At 65.1% G+C, this 14,665-nt stretch carries 15 protein-coding genes; 9 read left to right on the forward strand and 6 right to left on the reverse strand.

The features are described from left to right. Window positions 1-267 precede the first annotated feature (267 nt). The 6 genes from ACSC1R_RS14330 (at window position 268) to ACSC1R_RS14355 (ending at window position 7,216) form a co-directional block, all read left to right on the forward strand. Complete coding sequence (locus ACSC1R_RS14330; protein WP_439026406.1) at window positions 268-1,539, forward strand: ABC transporter substrate-binding protein; 1,272 nt, start codon at window positions 268-270, stop codon at window positions 1,537-1,539. 16 nt (window positions 1,540-1,555) lie between these two features. Then, window positions 1,556-3,577: an ABC transporter permease gene (locus ACSC1R_RS14335; protein WP_439026407.1), complete on the forward strand. Its 2,022-nt coding sequence runs from the start codon at window positions 1,556-1,558 to the stop codon at window positions 3,575-3,577. Continuing rightward, window positions 3,577-4,374, forward strand: coding sequence for an ABC transporter ATP-binding protein (locus tag ACSC1R_RS14340; protein WP_439026408.1), 798 nt, complete (start codon window positions 3,577-3,579; stop codon window positions 4,372-4,374). Before ACSC1R_RS14335 ends, ACSC1R_RS14340 begins: the two co-directional genes overlap by 1 nt. Beyond that, window positions 4,371-5,090, forward strand: coding sequence for an ABC transporter ATP-binding protein (locus tag ACSC1R_RS14345; protein WP_439026409.1), 720 nt, complete (start codon window positions 4,371-4,373; stop codon window positions 5,088-5,090). The genes ACSC1R_RS14340 and ACSC1R_RS14345 overlap by 4 nt, the downstream gene beginning before the upstream one ends. A 56-nt stretch (window positions 5,091-5,146) precedes the next feature. Then, window positions 5,147-6,439 carry a phenylacetate--CoA ligase PaaK gene (gene paaK, locus ACSC1R_RS14350; protein WP_439026410.1) on the forward strand — a complete coding sequence of 431 codons (1,293 nt, stop codon included), beginning with the start codon at window positions 5,147-5,149 and terminating at the stop codon, window positions 6,437-6,439. 117 nt (window positions 6,440-6,556) lie between these two features. Further along, window positions 6,557-7,216, forward strand: coding sequence for a DUF1028 domain-containing protein (locus tag ACSC1R_RS14355; RefSeq protein WP_439026411.1), 660 nt, complete (start codon window positions 6,557-6,559; stop codon window positions 7,214-7,216). Between the two features lie 15 nt (window positions 7,217-7,231). Here ACSC1R_RS14355 and ACSC1R_RS14360 read toward each other — a convergent pair whose 3' ends face one another. Further along, the gene (locus tag ACSC1R_RS14360; protein WP_439026412.1) at window positions 7,232-7,669 is read right to left on the reverse strand and encodes a hypothetical protein; all 438 of its coding nucleotides are present in this window, start codon (window positions 7,667-7,669) and stop codon (window positions 7,232-7,234) included. A 135-nt stretch (window positions 7,670-7,804) separates the two neighbouring features. Here ACSC1R_RS14360 and ACSC1R_RS14365 point away from each other — a divergent pair, with 135 nt between their 5' ends. After that, window positions 7,805-8,200 carry a RidA family protein gene (locus ACSC1R_RS14365; protein WP_439026413.1) on the forward strand — a complete coding sequence of 132 codons (396 nt, stop codon included), beginning with the start codon at window positions 7,805-7,807 and terminating at the stop codon, window positions 8,198-8,200. 27 nt (window positions 8,201-8,227) lie between these two features. On the opposite strand, the gene paaI is transcribed toward ACSC1R_RS14365, so the two are convergent. From paaI to ACSC1R_RS14385, 4 genes are all read right to left on the reverse strand, one after another. Next, window positions 8,228-8,626 carry a hydroxyphenylacetyl-CoA thioesterase PaaI gene (gene paaI / locus ACSC1R_RS14370; RefSeq protein WP_439026414.1) on the reverse strand — a complete coding sequence of 133 codons (399 nt, stop codon included), beginning with the start codon at window positions 8,624-8,626 and terminating at the stop codon, window positions 8,228-8,230. Then, window positions 8,623-9,105 carry a VOC family protein gene (locus tag ACSC1R_RS14375; protein ID WP_439026415.1) on the reverse strand — a complete coding sequence of 161 codons (483 nt, stop codon included), beginning with the start codon at window positions 9,103-9,105 and terminating at the stop codon, window positions 8,623-8,625. The genes paaI and ACSC1R_RS14375 overlap by 4 nt, the downstream gene beginning before the upstream one ends. Window positions 9,106-9,222: 117 nt before the next feature. Continuing rightward, the gene (locus ACSC1R_RS14380; RefSeq protein WP_439026416.1) at window positions 9,223-9,948 is read right to left on the reverse strand and encodes a sporulation protein; all 726 of its coding nucleotides are present in this window, start codon (window positions 9,946-9,948) and stop codon (window positions 9,223-9,225) included. 99 nt (window positions 9,949-10,047) lie between these two features. Further along, window positions 10,048-10,776: a sporulation protein gene (locus ACSC1R_RS14385; protein WP_439026417.1), complete on the reverse strand. Its 729-nt coding sequence runs from the start codon at window positions 10,774-10,776 to the stop codon at window positions 10,048-10,050. 117 nt (window positions 10,777-10,893) lie between these two features. Between ACSC1R_RS14385 and ACSC1R_RS14390 the strand changes: the two genes are divergently transcribed. Together ACSC1R_RS14390 and ACSC1R_RS14395 are read left to right on the forward strand one after the other, a co-directional pair. Continuing rightward, window positions 10,894-12,162: a M24 family metallopeptidase gene (locus tag ACSC1R_RS14390; RefSeq protein WP_439026418.1), complete on the forward strand. Its 1,269-nt coding sequence runs from the start codon at window positions 10,894-10,896 to the stop codon at window positions 12,160-12,162. Window positions 12,163-12,267: 105 nt separating this feature from the next. Then, window positions 12,268-13,305, forward strand: a complete 1,038-nt coding sequence (locus tag ACSC1R_RS14395) for a hypothetical protein (protein WP_439026419.1) — start codon at window positions 12,268-12,270, stop codon at window positions 13,303-13,305. Between the two features lie 190 nt (window positions 13,306-13,495). On the opposite strand, the gene ACSC1R_RS14400 is transcribed toward ACSC1R_RS14395, so the two are convergent. Continuing rightward, on the reverse strand, window positions 13,496-14,659 hold the full coding sequence (locus ACSC1R_RS14400; protein ID WP_439026420.1) for a hypothetical protein: 1,164 nt from the start codon (window positions 14,657-14,659) through the stop codon (window positions 13,496-13,498). Window positions 14,660-14,665 lie beyond the last annotated feature (6 nt).

The following is a 14,665-nucleotide window of genomic DNA, read 5'->3' on the forward strand; positions in this document are numbered from 1 at the left end:
TCGTCTCCTCGTCCGGACATAAAACCTCACGAGTCGGTGGTGGCGGACAGATTCGTGAGTGACGATGGAGTGACAGCCGGAACCCACTCCCGGGGGCTGTCGGTAGAAGTCACGACCGATTGTGACGAGTAAAATCTCGGGCCTCCTATTAGGTGTTTTCGCAAGACACAAGCGTTGCAGGCAATTGAGGTGATGGCTCGTCGGGGATATAAACCCCGTCTATGTGGGGGCGAACTGCTTTACCCTATTTTTAATAATGAATCATCCATGGCACGGGGAAACAATGACCGCGCAGTTACGTCCGGAAATCAAGCTAGTTCTATCGGTTCGCGGCGGGCCTTCCTGAAGCTCGCAGCGGGGGGAAGCGCACTGAGCGTCGCAGGGTGTCTCGGGAACATCGGTGGTGCAGGTGGGGAGACCGACACACTGACCTACGGGGTCGTGAGCCCGATGTCCGGGCCGTACAGCGGGCTCGCACCTGGCCAGCGGAACGGTGCGAAGCTGGCTATCAAGACGCTCCAGGAGTCCGACGACTTCGACTTCGAGATAGAGGGTGTGTACAAGGACGGGAAGACCGAGGACACGGCATCGGTGCAGGAGGCACGCCGCGCCGTCGAACAGGACGGGGCGAACTTCCTCATGGGCGCCATCTCCAGTTCCGTCGCGCTCGCGCTGAACGAACTGGCCGCAGAGGAACAGGTAATCTACAACCCGGGTGGGGCGGCAGTCCCCGTGACGGGAAGTGGCTGTAACGAGTACGTCTTCCGCGCGGAGACGAACACCGCACAGATCGCCGAGGCCGTCTCGGAGTACACCGTCAAGAACCTCGGCACGAACGTCTGGTTCCACATCGCGGATTACGCCTACGGGACCTCGGTCCAGAACCGCGTCAAGATGCGCATGGAGGAGGCCGAACCGAACCTCAACATCGTCGGCACCTCGAAGTCCGAACTCGGGGCGAGCAACTTCGACTCCTACATCAGCCAGATAAACAACTCCGACGCGGAGGTCGTCGTGGTGGGGATGACCGGTGGCGACCTCATCTCCTTCGTGAGCCAGGCCGTCGACAGCGGCCTCACCGAGAACGTCGACATCATGGCGCCGACGATGACCTTCCAGGTCGTCCGTGGCGCGCTCGGCCCGAAGGCGTACGGGACCTACGGCGGCGTCCGCTACGTCGCGGACATCGACAACCCGCAGAACAACTCGTTCGTCGAAGCCTACCAGAACGAGTACGATGCGGTCCCGGACAACTTCGCCCGCGTCGGCTACCAGTCCATCATGATGACCGCCGAGGGCGTCAAGGAGGCCGGCTCGACCAACGTCGACGACGTCATCGACGCGCTCGCGGGCCTGGAGATGGACAGTATCCTCGGCCCGAACCAGTTCCGGGCCTGTGACCACCAGGCGCTGAACCCGACCTGGATGGGCAAGTGTGTCGAGCCGGAGTCGGGCGAGATGGCGGACGTCGAGCTGCTCAAGAAGGTCGAGGGCCCCGACGCGATGATACCCTGCGACGAAACCGAGTGCTCGCTCTAAGATGTCGACACTACCAATGGTCTCAGGTGCAGCCCTCCTCGACCAGCTCATCAACGGGCTGACCGTCGGGATGGTGTACGTCCTCCTCGCCGCGGGCCTGTCCATCATCTTCGGGGTGATGGACGTCATCAACTTCGCCCACGGGGAACTGTTGGCACTGGGTGCGTACCTCGCGGTCGCACTCTCGACGGCTGGCATCGGTAACTTCTGGGTGGCCCTGCTCGTCGCCCCGCTCGCGGTCGCGGTACTCGGCGGTGCGATGGAGCGATTGACCATCCGTCCGCTCTACGGCCGGAACCCGCTGTATCACATCCTGTTGACGTTCGGGCTGGTGCTCATCTTCGTCGACGCCATCGAGCTGGTGTGGGGAACACAGTCCCTCGGGACGCTCGACACCGGCTCGCTCTCCGGGACGGTGACCATCCTCGGGTTCCAGAAGCAACTGTACAGCTACTTCGTCATCGTCGCCGGCTCCATCGTCGCTGCCGGTGCGTGGCTGGTGCTGGAGAAGACCCGGTTCGGGCTGGTCGTCCGCGCCGGGTCGATGGACCGCGACATGGTCCGACACCTCGGCATCGACATCGACCGGTACTACACGCTCGTGTTCGCCTTCGGGGCGTTCCTGGCGGCCGTCGGCGGGGTCATCCTCGCCGGTCGGCAGTCCGTCGACCCCGGCATGGGTGGCTCTGTCATCATCCCGGCGTTCATCGTCGTGGTGTTGGGCGGCCTCGGTAGCTTCCGCGGCGCGGTCGCAGGTGGCCTGCTCGTCGGCGTCGTCCAGACGCTGGTGCGCTGGCAACTCCCGTTCCTCGAGGGGCTCGTCGTCTTCTTGCTGATGATCGGCGTCTTGCTCGTCCGCCCGCAGGGGCTGTTCGGCAGTCCCGAGTGGCACGACCCCGGCGAATCTGCCGGTGAACTGCTCACCGGTGCCGGTGGTGGCGTCCTCACACCACAACAACGCAAACTACTCGGTGGGGGTGTCGTCGGCGTACTCGCGCTGGCACCGCTCGGTATCGGTGTCCTCTGGGGGTCGTTCTTCGTGAACACCTTCATCGTGGAGATACTCATCTGGGCGCTGTTCGCGCTCAGTCTGGACCTCGTCATGGGCTACACCGGACTGGTGTCGCTGGGGCACGTCCTGTTCTACGGGGTCGGCGCGTACGCGACCGTGCTGTTCGCGCTGTACCTGGTCCCGTCGTTCTGGCTGGCCCTGCTGGTCGGCATCGCGGTCGCGGCGCTCATCGCCTGGGTGGTCGGCTACCTCTCCATCCGGGTGTCGGGCGTCTACTTCTCGATGATAACCCTGGCGTTCGCCGAACTGTTCGCCAGTCTCGCGGTGAAGATGCCGGGCCTGCGCGCGGAGTTCAACCCGTTCCTGGCGTCTATCGGCCTCCCGACGGTTCCACCCCTGACCAACGGGGAGGACGGCATCGGGGCCGAGGCACTGTACTACGGGCTCACGTCGGGGCCGGAGTTCGGTGACGTCTCGCTGCTCGGTGAGATAACACTGAACTACTACGTCATCCTCGCGCTGGTCGTCGGGTCGTACTTCGTCGCCCGACGACTCATCGACGCGCCGTTCGGGAGCGTCCTGCAGGCGATCCGTGAGTCCGAACAGCGCGCGTCGTTCCTCGGCTACGACACGACCGCGTACAAGCGCCGTGCGTTCGTCGTCAGTGGCGCCCTCGGCGGCCTGGCTGGCGGACTCCGCGCGACCCAGACGCTGGGTCGTGCCTCGCCCGGCTTCCTCGACTGGCTCCTCTCCGGCGAGGTCATCGTCATGACCCTGCTGGGCGGGATGGGGACCCTCTACGGGCCGATGATCGGCGCGGCGGGCTTCATCTCGCTGGAGGAGCTGTTGCTCGAACAGGGCATCGACTACTGGCAGGGCGTCCTCGGCGTCGTCTTCGTCCTGTTCGTCATCTTCGTCCCGCGTGGCCTCGTCTCGGTGCCGTCGCTGCTCAAACAGCGTCGGCAGGCGATGGCCGGTGGCGAGGGTGGCACCCCCGACGCCGAATCCACGGAGGTGAGTGACTGATGGCGACCAGCGAACAGCAGACCGACACGCTCGACACGGGCGACCCCGTCCTCGAGACCCGGGACCTCACCCGTCGGTTCGGTGAACTCGTCGCGACCGACGACCTCTCCCTGACCGTACAACCCGGTGAGTTCCGGAGCATCATCGGCCCGAACGGGGCCGGAAAGACCACGCTGTTCAACCTCGTCTCGGGCGCTCTGTACCCGAGCGAGGGGTCGATCATCTTCCAGGGTGAGGACGTCTCCCAGCTCCCGCCGCACCAGCGAGTGCGACGGGGCATCGGTCGTTCGTTCCAGATAACGAACGTCTTCGGCGGACTCAGCGTCCGTGAGAACGTCCGCCTCGCCGCACAGGCGGCACTCAGGAAGCGCTCGGTCACGGAGAACCTGTTCGGCAACAAGGACTCCTTCGAGGACCTGAACGACCGGACCGACGACGTCCTCGCTCGCATCGGCCTCGACGGCCGCGGCGACGAACGGGCGTCGGCGATGGCGTACGGCGACCGGCGACGGCTCGAAATCGGGCTCGTGCTGGCGACCGACCCGACGCTCGTCATGCTCGACGAGCCCACGGCGGGTATGAGCGCCGACGAGACCCGGGCGACGATGGAACTCATCGGCGACGTACTGGCGGACAGAACCGTGTTGCTCATCGAACACGACATCGAACTCGTCATGAACGCATCGGACAGGATTACCGTCCTCAACCGGGGGGCAGAACTGGCGACGGGAACACCGGAGGCCGTCGCCGAGAACGACGAGGTCCAGCAGGCCTACCTCGGAGGTGGTGTGTTGTGAGCCTCCTCGAACTCGAGAACGTCCACGGTGGGTACGGCGAGACCGAAGTACTCTCGGGCGTCACGATGGACGTCGAGGAGGGCGAGGTCGTCTCGCTCGTCGGCCGCAACGGCGTCGGCAAGACGACGACGCTGCGCAGCATCGTGGGCGTGGTCGAGACCACGAAAGGGTCGATTCGCTACCACGGCGAGGACATCACCGGTACCTCTTCGGAGGAAGTCGCCCGGAAGGGCATCGGCTTCGTCCCCGAAGAACGCCGCGTCTTCCCCGGCCTCACCGTCACGGAGAACCTGCGGATGGGCCGATTCGGCGGCAGCGACACCGCACACCGGCGGTCGGTCGAGGACATCTGGGAGCTCGACGCCTTCGAGAACCTGCGCGAACGCAAGAACAGCCGCGGGGCCGACCTCTCCGGCGGCGAGCAACAGATGCTCTCCATCGCCCGGGCGATGGTCGCTGGCGCGGACCTGCTGTTGCTCGACGAGCCGACCGAGGGGCTCGCCCCCATCATCGTCGAGCGCGTCGCCGACCTCGTGACCGAACTCAACGAGGAGGGCATCTCGGTCCTCCTCGTCGAGCAGAACGTCGCCGTGGCGAGCAAGCTCGCCGACCGGGTGTTCATCCTCGACAAGGGCCAGATCGTCTACGAGGGGACGCCCGAGGAACTGGACGAGAATCAATCCGTGCGCGACAGGCACCTCGGGGTGAGCATCTGACGGGTGCGCCTGTCGCCACCTGAAGCTATTTACTGACACGAAAGATGGTTCAAAACATGGTCTACAACGACATCGAAACCGCACCGCGAGAAGAGGTCACAGCACTGCAGAACGAACGCCTTCGCGAGACCGTCGAGCACGTCTACGAGAACGTGCCGTGGTACCGCGAGCAGTTCGAGGAGTTAGGCGTCACGCCCGACGACATCGAGACGGTCGAGGACATCACGAAGCTCCCGTTCACCACGAAAGAGGATATCCGCGACAACTACCCGATGGACCTGTTCGCGGTCGACCGCAGCGAGTTGCGGCGAATCCACGCGTCCTCCGGGACGACGGGCAAGCCGAAGATCGTCGGCTACACCGAAGACGACCTCGGCGTCTGGCGCGAGGTCATGGCCCGTTCGCTCAAGGCGGGCGGCGTCGACCCCGGCATGATGGTCCAGAACGCGTACGGCTACGGGCTGTTCACCGGCGGTCTCGGCTTCCACGACGGTATTCAGGAGCTCGGTGCTTCGGTCATTCCGACCGGCGGTGGTAACACCGCCCGCCAGCTGGACATGCTGCAGGACCTCGAATCGGACGTGCTCTGTTGTACCCCGTCGTACTGCCTCTACCTCGCCGAGCAGGCGGAAGAACGCGGACTGGACCTCCGTGACCTCCCCCTCTCGCGTGTCGTCATCGGGGCCGAGCCGTTCACCGACCCCATGCGCCGCGAGATAGAGGAAGCCCTCGGCGTGACCGCAGTCGACGTGTACGGCCTCTCCGAGATAATCGGCCCGGGCGTCTCCATCGAGTGCGCCGAAGCCCAGGACGGTCTCCACCTCTGGGAGGACCACTTCTATCCCGAGATTGTCGACCCCGAGACCGGCGAACCGGTCGGCGAAGGCGAGGAGGGTGAACTCGTCATCACCTCGCTCACCAAGAAGGCCCTGCCGATGATTCGCTACCGGACCGGCGACATGACCCGCCTGAACTACGACACCTGCGAGTGCGGGCGCACCGTGGTCCGGATGGACAACATCACCGGCCGCTCCGACGACCTCATCATCGTCCGCGGGGTCAACGTCTACCCGAGTCAGGTCGAAGAGGTCATGCTCAGCATGGAGGACGTCGCGCCGTACTACCGCATCGACCTCTACCGCAAGGGCAACCTCGACACCATGGAGCTCACGGTCGAGTACCACGAGGACTACGAGGGGACCCACGCCGAGCTTGAGGCCCAGATAGAGGGCAAGCTCAAGGACGTCCTCGACGTGAAACCCGACGAGATAGAGGTCGTCGGCCCGGGCGTCATCGAACGCACCGAGGTCGGCAAGGTCAAGCGCGTCTTCGACCACCGCGAAGACTAGCGTCTTCGCGAGCCCCCACTCGCGCCATTCGCGGAGACACAGGGAACAATAATTTCTTCGCGCCGGCATGCCCTGGCATGCTCCATCTACTTCCGCGCGTAGCGAAGCGTCTCTTACGTGACCTTCAGCATCTGCGTCAGGGAAGCCTGCGGCGACCAGGACCGCTTCGGTGTCGCCGTGACGACGCGGATGCCCGGTATCGGGGACCTCTCGCCGTTCGTTTCCCCGCATGGCGCGGTCGCGGTGCAGGGCCACGTCACGGGTGCACTCGGGCCCAGAATCGTGGACCTGCTCGGCGACGGCTACTTCCTCGCCGACGTAGTACAGACCGTCCTCCGTCCCGAGACCGACCCGGAGAATCGCCAGATACACGGCGTCGACGGCCACGCGACCACCACCTTCACCGGCGGCGCCTGTAACGACTGGGCGGGCCACCGGAGTGGGCCGAACTACACCGTCGCCGGCAACCTGCTGACCGACGAGTGTGTCGTCGATGCTGTCGCCGAGTCCTACGAGTCGAGCGACCGGGACGAGCGACTCGCGAAACGGCTCATCGACGCGCTGGAGGCTGGCGAAGCGGCCGGTGGGGACTGTCGTGACCTCGACGTTCAGTCGGCCGCCCTCCGCGTGTTCGACCCCAACGCACCGCTCGGGGACTCGTACTACAACGACCTCCGGACGAACGCGACCTGGACTCCGCTCGCGGACCTCCGCGAGAGCTACGAAACCGGTGTCCACGGGCGGGAGATAGTCGCGGACCGGTACGACTGGGACTGACTGTAGCCGTTTTCTCTACCCGGACGAGGACTGCCGACCTGCCTCACCCTCGCGGCCGGTTCTCGCCGCGATGTACCCGCCGACCGCAGCGACGAACACGACTGCCGGGACGCCCAGCACGAGCACACCGATGCCGATGCTCACGTCGAAGACGAGGTACAGCAGGACGCCGAGGACGGTCGTCACCACGAACGCTGCCACGGCCGCGGCCGCCGACCAGAGCACGCGGGTCGCCCTCTCGGTCGCCGGACCTGCGGCGACCTGGTCGCGGTACCACAGTCCCGCGTACGTGGCGAAGACGGTTGTCAGTCCCGCGTAGACACCCATCGGCAGGCCGATGAGCAGTGAGAACTCGATTTCCGGCGCGAATCCGACCGTCACGGCGACGGTGACGACGGCGAACCCGAGGATGCCGGCGACGAGAGCGACCAGCACACGAACGAACGTATTCATGGAGTACGTAACGTCGGCTGAATCGATATACTTCGCTGGCGGCTCTCGGGTTCTGAGAACGTTCCCTGGCGGCCGTTCGCGGCCACTCGCAACCGCGACGGCTGGTTTCTTCTCGCCCTCCAACGAGCACCACGTATGAACCGACAGCGAATCTCGTCTGGCACCGAGTGGGAAGAACAGGTCGGCTACTCGCGGGCGGTCCGCGTCGGGGACCGGGTCGAGGTCGCCGGGACGACCGGTACCGACGACTCGGGCGAACTCGTCGCACCCGGCGACGCTCACGAACAGACGATGCAGGCGCTCCGGAACGTCGAGACCGCCCTCGAGCAGGCAGACGCGAGCGTCGACGACGTGGTTCGAACGCGGATGTACGTCGCCGACGCCGACGACTGGCCTGCCGTCGGGGACGCACACCACGCCTTCTTCGCCGACGTGAAGCCGGCCGCGACGCTCGTCGAGGTCGCCGGGTTCGTCGACGAGGCGATGCTGGTCGAGGTCGAGGTGGTCGCCGTCGTGGCGGAAGACGAGTGAAGGAGGGTGCCGGAGGGACGTTTCCAGTCAGTCCACGAACCGGTACACGCGGCCACGGAAGGTCGCCACGCGTTCGCCGTCTGCCGTCACGTCGATCTGGTACTCCGCGGTTCGTCCGGCCATGTGGCTCTCCTCGGCCTCTGCCCGGAGGGTTTGCCCGACCTCGACGGCGTCGAGGTAGGACATGTTCGTCTCCAGGGCGACCGCGGTCGTCCCGTGAGAGTTCGAGGACGCGGCGAAGGCTGCGTCGGCCAGCGAGTACACCGCGCCGCCGTGTGGGGTGCCGTGGAAGTTCAGCAGGTCCTCGGTCACTTCGAGTTCCGTGACGGCGGTTCCCTCACCGAGGTCCACGAGTTCGATGCCGAGTGTCTCACAGAACGGGTCCGACTCGATGCGTTCGCGGGTCTCCTCCGGTATCTCGCTCACGACTGTACCTCCTGGACGCGGCCGCCGTTAACGAACAGTTCCTCCGGCGGCAGCCGGTTCTCGGCGTAGTCGTCGTGGAACTCCATGAGCTGGAACAGCGTCCCGGTCGGGTTCTGCGGCGAGACGAACGCCTCGGTCCAGGTGTCGAACTCGGCGCGGTCGACCACCCGGATGTCCGCGTCGGCCGCCTCCAGCCCCTCGACGACGGCGTCGATGTCCGCGACCTCCAGCGTGACGTGGTGGAGACCGGGCCCCTCGCGCTCGAGGAAGTCGGTCAGGAAGGAGTCGTCCTCGATGGGTTCGATGAGTTCGATACGGGAGGCGTCGCCGAGGCGGTAGTAGACCCAGCGAAAGCGGTCCTCGACGGTCTCGTCGGAGAGCTTCTCACAGCCGAAGGCCAGGAGGATGGGTTCGGCGTCGGCCACTGACTCGACGGCGATGCCGACGTGGTCGACCCGGATCGGTGTGTCGTGCGTCATCGTGGAACAACACGACGGGGCGGCCCTTAGCCCTTCAGGTGCATCCAGTGAACACCGGTATCGGTAGGTTGGTGCCCCCGGGACGGTGGTGACACCAGGTGCAGGTCGCTCACCGCCTCAGAGGCACTCGTCGATGGCCTCGTCGAGGGACTCCTCCACGGCGGCTGCGTCCGGATCCGTGATGGTGAACCGGCAGGACTCCTCGGCGAACTCTTCGAAGTCCTCGACGCCACCGTCTGGCTCGACCTGCACGACAGCCGTCAGACCGTCACCGTCGGGGACGAACACGACCTCGAGGTCGCCCGCGTCCACGTACGGCCCGGAGTGTGGCTCGAAGTCGAACTCCTGGACGAACGGGCGCTCGGGGTCGACGGCGTGGGCCGCCTTGCAGTCGGCCTCGTCGAAGACGTAGCCGAGTGATTCCGCGGCGTCGAAGAACGCCTGCCGGGACGGGTCGGGGTCGACCGTGATAGTGTCCTCGTCGGTCGGGTCGATGGCCCAGTCGATGTCGAGGCCGGTCTTCAACCAGACGTTCGTGCTCCCGACGGTCACCGGCGTCGCCTGTGGGACCGTCACCTCGGTCTCGATGGTCCGGCGCGACCCGGCGGCGATGGTGAAGTCCTCGGCGACGGTGACCGAGTCGACGACCGCAGTGTCGTGGCCAGTCCCGGACCAGTACTGTGTGACGAACGCGAAGTAGATGCCGTCTACCTGCTGGTCCGTGTCGCCGCCGTCGACCTCGACGTCGACCGTGATGGTCTCGCCAGGCGTCACCTCGTTCCGGGGGAGGACGGTGTCGACGGTCGCTGCACCGATACCCACACTGGAGAGTACGCGTCGCATCGGCCGGAGAATACACTGGGGGGAAGTTAACGATTCTGTCGTGTGAAAGAACGGGCGGCTGGGTGCGAGACGGGGTACCTGTTTTTCCGACGGGCCTGCTCAGGCGTGCCGGCGGACGATGGTCTCGAGCTTGTCGCGGATGGCGTTCCGGTTCGGGTCGCTGAAGGTGAAACTCGTCTTGGACTCGTCGGTCTCGGCCCACTCCGAGAGCAGGCTGCCACGGCGGTCGATTTCGAGCAGGACCTTCACCGAGTCCGGGCCGGGCGCGCAGATGACCTCCAGTTCGTCGAGTTTGCCGCGGAACTCGCCGCCGCGGGGCTTGAACTCGAACTCCTGGGCGTAGGGCTGGGTGCGACCGAACGGGGCCTTCTCGACTTCGGCGCTGTAGAAGCTGAACCCGAGGTCCTCGACGGCGTCGAACAGCGCCTGCATGCGCTCGTCGGGGCGGACCTCGATGTGGTCGGTGTCCTTGGGGTCGACCGCCCAGTCGATGTCGAGGCCGGTCTTCAGCCACACCTTGACGTTGCCCATCGTCAGGGGTGTGCCGTAGGGCACCGTGATGTCGACCGTCTCCTCGCGGTGCTCGTCCTCGTCGATGGTGAAGTTCTGGCCGACGCGGAACTTGTCGATGACCGCCTGCGAGTAGCCGTCTTCGGTGCGGTAGCGCGTCATCATCGCGAAGTACATGTTCTCGATGTCCTGTTCGGTCGACCCACCCTCTATCTCGACGGTGGCTTCGACGGTCTCACCGGGTGTGAGGGAGGTCTTCGGGAGGATTGTGTCGACGTTGGCGGAACCGATTCCCACGCTGGAGAGCACTCGTTTCATCTCGTCCGTTCCTTCTCCTAATTCTATCATAAGCCTTCTGTGAGTTCTCGGAGACGTGGACGCCGTGGGTGGGTCTGTCACCGTAGTTTGATATGGATTTGCCCGGTACTCACCGGTATGTACGAACGCACCTTCATGGAAGGGACGCGGGGGACACAGGCAGTGGACTGGGAGGAGCGAATCGACGTGAAACGACTTCGCGAGGAGCGCTACGCGAAGGCACTGGCTCGGCTGGAGGACTCGGAGATGGGGTCGATGCTGCTGGTGTCGGACCCGAACATCCGGTACGTGACCGGCCTCGCCATGACGGGTGGCTCGGGCGCGGACCACTACACCCTGCTCACCGAAGAGGGCGACATCGTCCACTGGGACACGGCCGACCACGCCAGCAACCAGCGATTCAACTGCCCCTGGCTCCACGACATCCGCTACGCCTGCCCCGGTCTCGGGAACGTCCCGCGGGCGTCTGGCTCGGACTCTGCACGGAACTTCCTCACGCAGAAGATGGCCGACCTCGTCTACGAGGCGATGGAAGAGTACGGCGTCGAGAAGCGCCCGATGGGGCTGGACGTGGGCAACGCCGGACTCATCTCCGCGTTCGAGAACAACGACGTGGAGGTCAAGACGAAGGAGTGCGTGGACCTGATGCACGACGCCCGGAAGGTCAAGACCAAGGACGAAATCGAGTGCCTGCGACAGGTCGCGGCCATCTGTGAGGCCGGGTTCCAGCAGGTCGTCGAGAACGCCCGCCCGGGCAAGCGCGAGTCCGAAGTCTGGGGTGACGTCACGAAGGAACTCTGGCGTCACGGCGCGTTCGTCGGTGGCGGCTACCTCACTTCGGGCCCGAACACCTGGCCCAAGCATCAGGCGAACACCACTGACCGGATGATTCGCCCCGGCGACATCGTCTACGCCGACATGTACAACATCGGCTACCTCGGCTACCGTTCCTGTTACTACCGGACCTTCTCCATGGGCGAACCCACCGAGAAGCAGAAGGAGGCGTACCAGATTGCCCGGGACAACCTCTACGACGTGCTCGACCGCATCGAACCGGGTGCCACGACCGACGAGATCTGCAAGGGCTTCCCGGACATGGAAGGCGAGCACGCCGACTGGTACGACGCGACCGACCACTGGCAGATGACCACCAACCACTGGGCACACGGGCTGGGCCTCCAGCTCTACGAGGTCCCGCTCATCTGGCGCGGCCTCTCGCCCGACCACCCCATCGAAATCGAGGAGGGCATGACGATGGCCGTCGAGACGATGGAACCCGCCGACCGCCAGGGCGTCCGCGTCGAAGAGATGGTCGTCGTCCGCGAAAACGGCGTCGAAGTCCTCAGCCAGTGGCCCGTCGACGAGATAACCCGAATCGACTACTGAGGCCCCCAGAGCCGCGACCACCTGTCGGCGGCACTCGATGCAGGGCGCGTCACCGACTCGGCAGCAAACTTCTTGGTTCCGTCCGTCTATCGTAGGGAGACGCGTATGGACCATCGACCACCGTCACTCGGCCACCGGCTGTTCTTCTGGTTCACGCTCGCCACCCTGTCGATGGTGCTCCCCGAGGTGGTCACCTTCAACGACCCGGTTCCCTGGGACTCGGCACTCGGCTGGTACGCCGGCTACCCCATCTATGGTCTCCACGTCCTCGTTCTCGGCGGGTTCATGTACAGTCGCCGGATTGCCGGGTACACGACCTTGCTCGCCTACGGTGGGCTGTTCGGACTCTACGAAGGCTACCTCATCAAGCAGCTCTGGAACCCGAACTGGGCGGTCGACCTCACGGCGAACGTCGGCGGCGTTCGACTGTTCCACACGGTGATGCTGGTCTTCTTCGTCCATCCGATACTCGCGTTCGTCCTGCCGCTTCTCATCGCGGAGCGATTATTGTGCAGCCCCGGACGGCTGACGGAACGACTCCCCGCCCGGTTGCAGGGCTACCGAGGTACCGTGGTGATGCTCGGAGTTCTGGGAGCGTACCTCGGGGTGATCCTGGGCGGGAACCTTCCGGGTCGGGCGGCTATTCGCCTGCCGCTCGTCTCCATCGTAGTGCTGACGGGACTGGGGATGGTGTGGCGGGTCGGGTTTCGGGGGCATCGGTACCGACTGGAGGAACTTCTCCCGACCGGGCGGTGGCTGTACGGGCTTGCAGGCGTGTTACTCGTCCTCTATCCAGTGTACACTGTCACGATACGACCCGGCGCGCTTCCCGGGAGACTGCTTTCCCACGTCATCGTCTTGGGGCTCTACGTCCTCTTCGCTGTGACTATCGTGCTCACCACTTGGAAAACGACTCCCGAGAGAGCCTCGCCCCGTGCGGGACTGACGAGGAGACAGGTACGGGCGTCGGCTGGACTCCTCCTCGGTGTGTTGTTCGTCGTTGCGCTGGTTCAGGCACCGACCACGCAGCCCGGCATGACCGTTGCAGTGTTCTCGTTCGTGGGTCTTGGCGTCGCCCACTTCGGCTTGCTGGTGGCCGTGGTGGGCCGAGTGGTGGCGACCAGTATCGTCGGGAGCACGTGATGGGGACTCGGCGGCCGAGAACGCCCGAACGTCGACCTTGTCTTCGTCGCCCTCGTCTCCGAGCGATTCAGCGGCGAGCGAGTCGAATTGGTGGACCTGTGGGGCGGACTCGGAAACGTCCAGGTCGAAGGCCCCGACCGCCTACCCATCTCGACTCTTTCTGACGGGATTCGGTAGCACGCGGTCGCCCCTACGACTGTACCTCGTACGTTTTGAAGTAGTGGATGTCGCGTCGCCGCGCCCACACGTCGTAGCTGTTGGGGAGTTTCTGTGCTGGTTCCGCCGTCGGTCGGCTTCCGCGAACGAGCGTCCCGCTCGGGAACGAGTCGCCGTCACCGTGGTCGTACAGGTACGCCGTGGTCCCGGGCTCCAGCGGCTCGTCCAGCATTAGGTCGATGGGTGACCCGCCCTTCGCACGGTCGAACACCTGGAGTACCGACCCCGAAGCGATGGCCCCGCCGGATTCGATCCGGAGTTTCACGAACGAGTCGTCCTCGGTGATGGAGACGGCGACGGTCGGAGCCTGCTCTTTCGCCGTCGTGAGCCACGACGGTTCCGCGACCGTGGTCGCTCCGATAGCGTCGATGGTGTACGTCGTCTCGATTGCTCGAGAGCCTTCGTCGTCTTCCACCTCCTCGTATTTCGCGTTCAGGCTCCTGATAACGCCGTTCTCGTCGATTTTCATCTCGCCAGCGGTGAACCCAGTGATGGTCCCACCCGTATCCCGGTCCGCGACGGACTCGGTTCCCAGCGAGTCGGTCTGGACCCGCCAGACGGTCGTCGGGCTCTCCTGGACGACCTCGGGCGACCCCCACGCTCCGGCTTCGATGAGCGCGTTCAACTCGCGGGCCCACAGCGTCCACTCGTACATCTTCTCGTTCCGGTGCCTGTCGTTCCCGTAAGTGTACGACCCGCCGAGGTTCTCCCGCCAGTACGCGTCGTCCCCGGACCGGAAGACCTCCACCGTCGAGGAATCGTTTCCGAGCACCGTCCCGAGTAGTTTTCCACCCTCGTTCCGGTACTCGCGGTCCTGATAAATCTCGGATTTCGTGTGATTGAGCTTTCGCCAGACAGCCCGGTAGCTCGTCGACTTGAGCGTCCGAACGTGGGTGGGAACGAGGAACAGGTTCGGCCCGTCGTCGTCGAGACCAGTCGGGTACGGAGCGGGCCCTGTTGCCGTCGTTTCGGTGGGAGATGCGGCCTCGCTGACGGTCGCTGTCGAAGAGCTTTCCGTCGGCGTCCGAGCGTCGGTCGACGAACCGGGTCGACCGGTCTGGGTACTTTCCGCCTGTAGCCGAAGGCATCCCGAAACGCCCGCCAGCGCCATCGTCGCCAGAAACTCCCGCCGATTCATGTCCGG

This window comes from Haloarchaeobius ordinarius, assembly GCF_051801355.1.
Taxonomy (GTDB): Archaea; Halobacteriota; Halobacteria; order Halobacteriales; family Natrialbaceae; genus Haloarchaeobius.